Source organism: Candidatus Nitrosopumilus salarius BD31 (assembly GCF_000242875.2).
Lineage (GTDB): Archaea > Thermoproteota > Nitrososphaeria > Nitrososphaerales > Nitrosopumilaceae > Nitrosopumilus > Nitrosopumilus salarius.
Map to the genome: position 1 here is coordinate 1 of NZ_AEXL02000096.1, position 7,276 is coordinate 7,276.

Sequence of the window (7,276 nt, forward strand, 5' to 3'; positions counted from 1 at the left end):
GGAATTTTAGAAGAACGATTACTAAATTCTGAAATTGCATTAAAATATTTGAATAAGTATTTAGAAATAAATCCAAATGCAGAAGATGTGGATTTTATTTTAGAATTGATTAGAAGTATAAAGACAAAAAATTAATCAATGATAGAATCTACGTCAGTTCCTTTTTTTATCATGGATATTTCATGACGAGCAATTTTATTTCTCAATGCTCTTTTGAGAATATCTACTTCACTTCTGAGTAATGCAATTTCATCTTCAAGTTTCGCAACTCTTTCATAGATGGTTTCAGCTTCTGAACTCATAATTATCTATCAAGAAAAATTTGTCTTAAAAAGTTATGGGTAAAAATTTTGATGGACAGGTTAGCTTTTTGAACTATAATTCAAACTCTTGGCGACATTTTTCGCATTTTCCTCTTTCTTCTCCTGGAGGGCCTAAGAGGAATACTTTACCAATCGTTTTACAAAGAGGGCACATTCCGGTGGTTGCATTTTTAGGACCAGTGCGAATAATTTTCTGAGTTTTTCTTCGTCCCATTGAAAAAACTTCCTAAATCGGTCTATTAAGTTTTAATGGCGCGGGGAGAGGGATTTGAACCCACGAGTCATTGCTGACATGGGATTAGCAATCCCACGCCCTACCAAGCTAGGCGATCCCCGCATAAGGATGCCTAGAATTAATCTGTAAATAAGTCAAACTTTTTTTCATTTTAGTTCAGAAGTGATTCAAATAGATTGATTTCTGTACAAGAATTATAATTCTTTGATGGTTTTAAGCAAATATTGATTTTTGTGAATAACAAGTTCAGGATAGCAGTTCAACATGAATCCATTTTCAATGCTATAAAATTCCATGCTTGTACAATCAGAATCATATTCTAATTTAGAATTATCAAATTTCCAATCAAATCCATTTCCAATTGATTTTTCAGGATAACCATGACCTTTTACTAGGGATACAGAATTACTCCAATAGTCAATTTTCACTTCGGCATAAAGTGCATTTGGATATAAGTAAATTACTTTAGGATGGTTAGTTATAGCATCAAATTCTTTTTTTGTGACATATTCATTATGTAAAAGAATTACTTTATCATACTTATCTAGGATTTTAGGGTTTTTATCGACATCAATATCTGAAAGTGTTTCATATCCAAGTAATTTTAATATCTGAAATCCTATTCCACTGGAATTAAAAAGAGATTGATTATCACCACTATGAATTTGTACTGTTAAACATGTTTCATCACATTCTTCTTTATAGTACGAATAATATCCATGTTCATCATAATACGCAGATTCAGTTAAAATCGGATAAATTACAACAGTTTTTTTGTTTGAATCATATCTAAGTTCATTATAAAGTTCATCACTTTCCGGATTTAATTCAAATTTCATATTTGTCCATGATCTTTTACCATCTTTCATAGTATATTCATTATTTATCCCATAAACATCAAAAAGGGATTTTATGTCTAATCTCTCCATTTCATATGAAGTGACAGAATCATTTTGAGATTGAGATGAAAGAAATTGGAAAATGATCAGTCCGGCTACAACTACAAGAATTACAGAAATGATGATTTTAACATTCACAGTATTTTAATTAATTTCTACAGTATAATTTTGTTTAATTGAGAGTATTGAGGAAGGAGGAAAATCAAATAGTCACAGTATTTGGTGTTTTTTTAGAAATCTGTACATATAGCAAATAAAGTCATTCATCTCCAAATTGGCTGTAATTATTAACAATTTCATCAATAGGCAATCTCTTTCCACCCACAATTTTGAGATCAACTTGCACTTTTTTGTCAGCTATGGTAAGAATGTTGTACGTATTTTCAAAATATCCACGTACTCTTTCAGATGTTGCAGTTCCGGCATTTACAACAGTAAGTGTTTTAAAATTCCAAGCCCAGGGCCTATGTTTGTGTCCACATAAGACTACATCAACATGTGAATCCAAAACAGCTCTCAACACGTCACCGGCATCAACAACAGTGAGTTGATCAGAACCAGTATCTGGAATTGCAATTAGGTGATGATGCATTGCAACTATCTTTACTCTGTCTTTGTACTTTTTCATCGTTCTCTCAAGCCATAAATTTTGTCTATATCCAACTTCACCCTCATTTCTGTCAGGTCTTGCAGTTCCAACTGTAACTAAAACAACATCATCACCTAACTCATTAATTGCTTCAAAAGGGAAAAATTTTTTGAACAACAAATAACCAGTGTTTCTATAATCATGATTTCCACTAATAGCGATAATTTTTTTTGTCGTAAATTTGGTTAACAATGATTTACATTGTTCATATTCATGCATTAGTCCCTCGTTAGTAAGATCACCAGTTATTACAATTACATCAGGATTTAGTTTATTAATTTCGTCAACCAAGATATCAAATTTTTCTTGTAAAAACTGAGAACCAACATGAAGATCAGAGATCTGAACTATCTGCATTTGAGTTTAATTTGTCAAATTACTTATTAAATCATCACTATGTGAAATGTTTTGAAACAAGGTAGAATTAAATAATTAACCCATCAACTGCTTGCAGTTTTGAGTAAAAAAGCAGCAGTAATGAAAGGGGATGGTATAGGACCTGAAGTTGTAGATTCAATGCTTAAAGTTTTGAAAGAATGCAACATTCAATCAGAAATTATTCTATGTGAAGCAGGCTCAGAACAATGGGATAAAAACGGAAGGAAAGATAAATCATACATTCCAGATGCAACAATGAAGATTTTAGAAGAGTCTGATGCTTGTTTTAAGGGTCCTACAACTACAATACCAGTTCCAGGAGCTCCCAGAAGCGTAGCAGTTACTCTTCGTCAAAAATTTGAATTATACTCTAACATTAGACCAACTAAAACTTATGACAGATTAACACCAAATAGAAAACTTGATTGTGTATGTTTCAGAGAAGCCACAGAAGGATTGTACACAGGGATTGAAGCTCAGATTACAGAAGATTCTGCAATTGCAATTAGAAAAATCACAAGACAGGGTTGCGATAGATTCCTAAACTCTGCAATGAAATGGGCAAAAGAATACAATATGAAAAAAATGGTTGCAATTACAAAAAGAAATATCTTAAAACAGACAGATGGTATTTTTTGGAGCTCAGCCCAAAAAGCAGTTGAAGGAACGGATGTGGAATTATCAGAGATCTACATTGACAATATGGCGCAACAGATGGTTGTAGCACCAGAACAATTTAACGGAGCAGTTCTAGTTAGTACTAATTTGTTCATGGACATTATTTCAGAGTTAGCTTCGGGATTAGTAGGATCTATTGGACTAATTTATTCTGCAAACATGGGGGATAATTTTGCAATGTTTGAAGCGGCACACGGAAGTGCACCTCAATTTGCAGGGCAAAACAAGGTAAACCCTACTGCTACAGTTCTGTCAGGTGCTTGGATGGCACAGTATCTAGGTGAAACTGAAATTAGAGATGCAATATTTTCTGCAACTGATCAAGTAATCAATGAAGGAAAGACAGTAACATGGGATATCGGCGGTAATGCGTCAACAACTCAAATGACTGATGCGATAATTACTCATGCTAAAGAAAAACTGCGAAAATAATTAGTTGATAGCTTCAACCAAAATTAATTCTTCAAAGAAAAGCTTCTTTTTTGCCATGATTCGGGTTTTCAAGCCTAATTTTTGAGCATAATCAATTAATTTTTGATAGTTAGATAATGAGGAAGTAATGAAAACAAACTTGCCATTTTTTTCTAGATTATGAATTAGTGAGTCAAATATTTTTTTAGGTATTTCAAATCCTTCAGAACCACCATCTGTTGCAATATCCAAAATTTCATCAGTAGCAAGATAAGGTAAATTACAAACAATGAAATCAAATTTAATTTTTAATGCATCTGAACCATTACAACAAACAAGGTTTGTTGTTTTGTAAGTTTGGTTTTTTAGCACTTCAAAATTTATGTCAGTTCCAACTACTAGAGAAAAATTTTCAGAAAGTAATTTTGTTAAATATCCAGAACCACTTCCAATGTCTAAAGCAAAGTTTCCTTTTTCATGTTCAATGTAATCTACTATGAAAAAAGTATCCTCAGATGGAGGGTACTCATCATTTTTCCAAGATTTGGTTTGCAATGGCAATTATTTCATCCCCAGTTAGATCATCTACTCGTTTATCTATTACAGTTTCTATATGGAATTGTTTAAGTATATTTTTGATAGTTTTTCGCCTATACGAAAAAATTTTGTGAATTGTAAGAATTAGGTCTTTCTTCAGATCATTTTTTTTAACAATTTTTAAAAGTACAGAGTCAACTTTTGGAGGAGGCGAGAAATTATTTTTTCCTACCTTAGACAACATAGTAATTTCAAATGCATGTGTTGCAATGATGCTTATCGCCTTTCTGTTTTTGGATGATTTTGCTAGTAATTTATCTGCAAATTCTTTTTGAACCATAATTACCCCATGAGAAAAAGGAGTCTGTGAAAGCCATTCTATGGCATCCTTGCTTTTTGAATAAGGTAAATTAGATACAAAAATAGTGAAGGAATCTGTGTTCTTAAATCCATCTCCAGATTTTAAGACAAGGTTTTCAAGGTTAGAGAATTTGATTTTTGCGTCCCTAACAAGATTTTCATCCAGATCAATTGAGATTACTTTCTGGGCTTTCTCACATAGTAAGGGAGTTAAGATTCCCAACCCAGTTCCCACCTCATATACAATATCATTTTTTGAGATTTTAGCATCAAGAATAATGGATTTAGCTATTGAACTTGAGTTGAGGAAGTGTTGTCCAAGTTGTTTTCGTTTTATCATCTCTTTACAAAGAGGTTCATTCTACTTTCACCAGTAATTTCATCCATAATTCGTTCTGAAATGTGTTTTACTGGATCTTTGAATCCCACTCTATCTTGTAAATCCTGATAGCTTTCAAATTTTTTCTTCTCTCTTTCTTCCAACATTGTTTTCATGTAGGTTTTTCCGATTCCTGGAATTAACTCAAGTGCGTGTATTCTTGGAGTTAAAGGTCTCGCATTGTTTAGATATTCTACAAATTTTGATTCGTTTGCAGTTACAATAGTTTGCACTACTGTTGGTAATTCACTTTGTGCAGATGAAGAAATTTTATCATATTCCATTTTTCCCAAAACAGATAGAACTTTAGTTCGTCCATCTTTTCCAATGTAGATTTTCTCACCTATTTCAAATGTAGTATTTGGAATTCCAAGAATTTCTAAAAGAGTAAGACGATCTTCTCCAATTGCAGTTACAATAATCCCTTCTCTTCCACGAACAGTAGATGATTTTCCTCTAGAATTAAAATCCAAAACGTATGCGTATTCCTCATACTTTCTAGGTGGGGGTTGTGCCCGATACAAAATAAAATGCTCCTAAAAGTTTACGAGTGCTCCTTGATAATCTTGAGCATTTTTTCTAGGGTTTCAGCAAGAATTAGTTTTTTCCATCCGAATGTGAACGAACGTAATTCAGCTAAACTTGTTGGTCTAATGTTTACTATTTCAACAGCCTCATCTTCTGTTAATTCACATTCTTTAACGAGTTGTTTTTTCATTTCTTTTGCATCTTTAGAATCAATTGATACAAATTTTGAAACATAGTCATATGTCCATCGTTGAATTTGGTCCATATCTTCAGGATCAACTTTTCCTAAAATTTCTTTAACTTCTGAAAGAGAAATAGCTTGTTTCTTTTTTACTTCTTCCATATTATACACCGAATGGTTTTATGTGATCCAATCTAGTGATTAAGGTTTTCGATTTATCGCCTAATTTCACATCAAGTGTGATAGCACGTCTACCAACACTTGTAATGACACCTACTTTTCCGTGGTATCTTCTATGTGGTAATCCTTTGTGCTGTCTAGGATCAATAATGACAAGTGCTTGTTGACCTTCTTGGTATTCACGTAATAGAAATGAAACCCCTCTTGGAGACTGTTTCTTCATTACAGATCTGGATTTGTGTTTAAATCCATGTGAACGACCATGAGATTTCTTAGTTGCCATTTAAAGTGAAATCTTTGAAAGCCCTATTTTAAGACTTAGAACATGATTTTAAGAAAATTAGCCGATAATATCAGTTCTAAGCTGACCACAAGCAGCAGAGATCTCTGTTCCTTTTTCTACACGAACTGTACAATTTACACCAGCATTAGATAAGATTTGTTCAAATTCACGAATATTCTTTTCTGTTGGACGCTTAAAATCACCAGCAGTTGGATTGATAGGAATCAAATTCACATGAGAGCCATTACCTTTCAAAAGTCTAGCTAATTCTTGTGCAATTTCTGGAGAATCATTGATCCCAGCCATGAGCGCATACTCAAATGTCACACGTCTTCCAGTTTTCTTGAAATAGTATCTCCCAGATTCAATAATATCTTCAACAGAGTTAGGAATTGCTGTAGGTACCAATTTTTTACGTAATTCATTATTTGGAGCATGAAGTGAGATTGCAAGACCAATCTGCAAATTTTCATCAGCTAGTTTTTCTATTCCAGATCTTATTCCAATTGTAGAAATAGTGATGTGTCGTTGACCCAATCCAAATCCTCTATCATGTGTTAAAATTCTTACAGCACGGATCATTTCATCATAGTTTGCCATAGGTTCACCCATCCCCATGAAAACCAAGTTTGTTACATGTTCTCCTCGTTTTTGTAAAAGTTCTGCAAAATGAATTACTTGTGATACAATATGTTCAGCTTTAAGATTGGTTTCAAATCCCATTTGTCCTGTTGCACAAAATACACATCCCATTGCACAACCAATTTGAGTAGAAACGCAAATGGTGGATCTTGGATGACCACCAATTTTGGACGGATCATATTGCATCAGAACCGCTTCTACAGAACTATCATTGGTGAGTTTAAGCAATAGTTTCGTAGTATCGCCATCTTCACTTACAACTTGATGAATTTCTTTTGCTGAACCTATCGTATAACCAGCTGCAATTAGTTCTTCTCTCATTTGTTTAGGGAGTTGTTTAATCTCAGAGATATCTTTTGGGAATTTATAATACAAAGGCAATAGAATTTGATCTGCTCGATATCTAGGATAACCCATATCAATCACCAGTTGCTCCATCTCTTCTGGAAGCAATCTATAAAGATCTGTCATGATATAGTGTTAGTCTCAAATCATATTATAATTTAATCAATAATGTAAAAAATAAAAAATTATAAAAAATAAAAGATGAAAAAGAAGAGTTTATTCTTCTATTGGTTCGAAATCATCTGATTCGACATCTATTGTAGATTCT

At 33.0% G+C, this 7,276-nt stretch carries 11 protein-coding genes and 1 tRNA gene; 1 reads left to right on the top strand and 11 read right to left on the bottom strand.

Features of this window, described 5'->3' with window-relative positions:
- Window positions 1–131 precede the first annotated feature (131 nt).
- The 5 genes from BD31_RS10325 to BD31_RS05505 form a co-directional block, all read right to left on the bottom strand.
- Window positions 132–302, bottom strand: a complete 171-nt coding sequence (locus tag BD31_RS10325; protein ID WP_008299658.1) for a hypothetical protein — start codon at window positions 300–302, stop codon at window positions 132–134.
- Window positions 303–375: 73 nt separating this feature from the next.
- Complete coding sequence (locus BD31_RS10330; RefSeq protein ID WP_008299668.1) at window positions 376–537, bottom strand: hypothetical protein; 162 nt, start codon at window positions 535–537, stop codon at window positions 376–378.
- Window positions 538–573: 36 nt separating this feature from the next.
- Window positions 574–660 (bottom strand) — tRNA-Ser (locus BD31_RS05495).
- Window positions 661–752: 92 nt separating this feature from the next.
- Window positions 753–1,595: a hypothetical protein gene (locus tag BD31_RS05500; RefSeq protein ID WP_008299665.1), complete on the bottom strand. Its 843-nt coding sequence runs from the start codon at window positions 1,593–1,595 to the stop codon at window positions 753–755.
- Window positions 1,596–1,716: 121 nt separating this feature from the next.
- Complete coding sequence (locus BD31_RS05505) at window positions 1,717–2,463, bottom strand: metallophosphoesterase family protein (protein WP_008299662.1); 747 nt, start codon at window positions 2,461–2,463, stop codon at window positions 1,717–1,719.
- 99 nt (window positions 2,464–2,562) lie between these two features.
- Between BD31_RS05505 and BD31_RS05510 the strand changes: the two genes are divergently transcribed.
- Window positions 2,563–3,594, top strand: a complete 1,032-nt coding sequence (locus tag BD31_RS05510) for an isocitrate/isopropylmalate dehydrogenase family protein (RefSeq protein WP_008299673.1) — start codon at window positions 2,563–2,565, stop codon at window positions 3,592–3,594.
- Here the strand turns inward: BD31_RS05510 and BD31_RS05515 are convergent, their stop codons facing one another.
- The 6 genes from BD31_RS05515 to rlmN are packed head-to-tail and all read right to left on the bottom strand — an operon-like array spanning window position 3,595 to window position 7,134.
- The gene (locus BD31_RS05515; RefSeq protein WP_008299683.1) at window positions 3,595–4,128 is read right to left on the bottom strand and encodes a HemK2/MTQ2 family protein methyltransferase; all 534 of its coding nucleotides are present in this window, start codon (window positions 4,126–4,128) and stop codon (window positions 3,595–3,597) included. It abuts the gene before it with no gap.
- A complete protein-coding gene (locus tag BD31_RS05520) occupies window positions 4,103–4,810 on the bottom strand; it encodes a ribosomal RNA small subunit methyltransferase A (protein ID WP_008299660.1) in 708 nt (235 codons plus the stop codon). Before BD31_RS05520 ends, BD31_RS05515 begins: the two co-directional genes overlap by 26 nt.
- Window positions 4,807–5,373: a DUF655 domain-containing protein gene (locus tag BD31_RS05525; RefSeq protein ID WP_008299675.1), complete on the bottom strand. Its 567-nt coding sequence runs from the start codon at window positions 5,371–5,373 to the stop codon at window positions 4,807–4,809. Before BD31_RS05525 ends, BD31_RS05520 begins: the two co-directional genes overlap by 4 nt.
- 20 nt (window positions 5,374–5,393) lie before the next feature.
- Window positions 5,394–5,720: an RNA polymerase Rpb4 gene (locus BD31_RS05530; protein ID WP_008299680.1), complete on the bottom strand. Its 327-nt coding sequence runs from the start codon at window positions 5,718–5,720 to the stop codon at window positions 5,394–5,396.
- Between the two features lies 1 nt (window position 5,721).
- Window positions 5,722–6,021: a 50S ribosomal protein L21e gene (locus tag BD31_RS05535; protein ID WP_008299671.1), complete on the bottom strand. Its 300-nt coding sequence runs from the start codon at window positions 6,019–6,021 to the stop codon at window positions 5,722–5,724.
- Between the two features lie 57 nt (window positions 6,022–6,078).
- Window positions 6,079–7,134: a dual-specificity RNA methyltransferase RlmN gene (gene rlmN, locus BD31_RS05540; RefSeq protein WP_008299682.1), complete on the bottom strand. Its 1,056-nt coding sequence runs from the start codon at window positions 7,132–7,134 to the stop codon at window positions 6,079–6,081.
- Window positions 7,135–7,276: the final 142 nt, after the last annotated feature.

Excerpts from the sequence above, each read along its gene's own strand:
- BD31_RS10325 (WP_008299658.1), bottom strand. The coding sequence starts at position 302 with ATGAGTTCAGAAGCTGAAACCATCTATGAAAGAGTTGCGAAACTTGAA.
- BD31_RS10330 (WP_008299668.1), bottom strand. The coding sequence starts at position 537 with ATGGGACGAAGAAAAACTCAGAAAATTATTCGCACTGGTCCTAAAAAT.
- BD31_RS05505 (WP_008299662.1), bottom strand. The coding sequence starts at position 2,463 with ATGCAGATAGTTCAGATCTCTGATCTTCATGTTGGTTCTCAGTTTTTA.
- BD31_RS05520 (WP_008299660.1), bottom strand. The coding sequence starts at position 4,810 with ATGATAAAACGAAAACAACTTGGACAACACTTCCTCAACTCAAGTTCA.
- BD31_RS05530 (WP_008299680.1), bottom strand. The coding sequence starts at position 5,720 with ATGGAAGAAGTAAAAAAGAAACAAGCTATTTCTCTTTCAGAAGTTAAA.
- BD31_RS05535 (WP_008299671.1), bottom strand. The coding sequence starts at position 6,021 with ATGGCAACTAAGAAATCTCATGGTCGTTCACATGGATTTAAACACAAA.
- rlmN (WP_008299682.1), bottom strand. The coding sequence starts at position 7,134 with ATGACAGATCTTTATAGATTGCTTCCAGAAGAGATGGAGCAACTGGTG.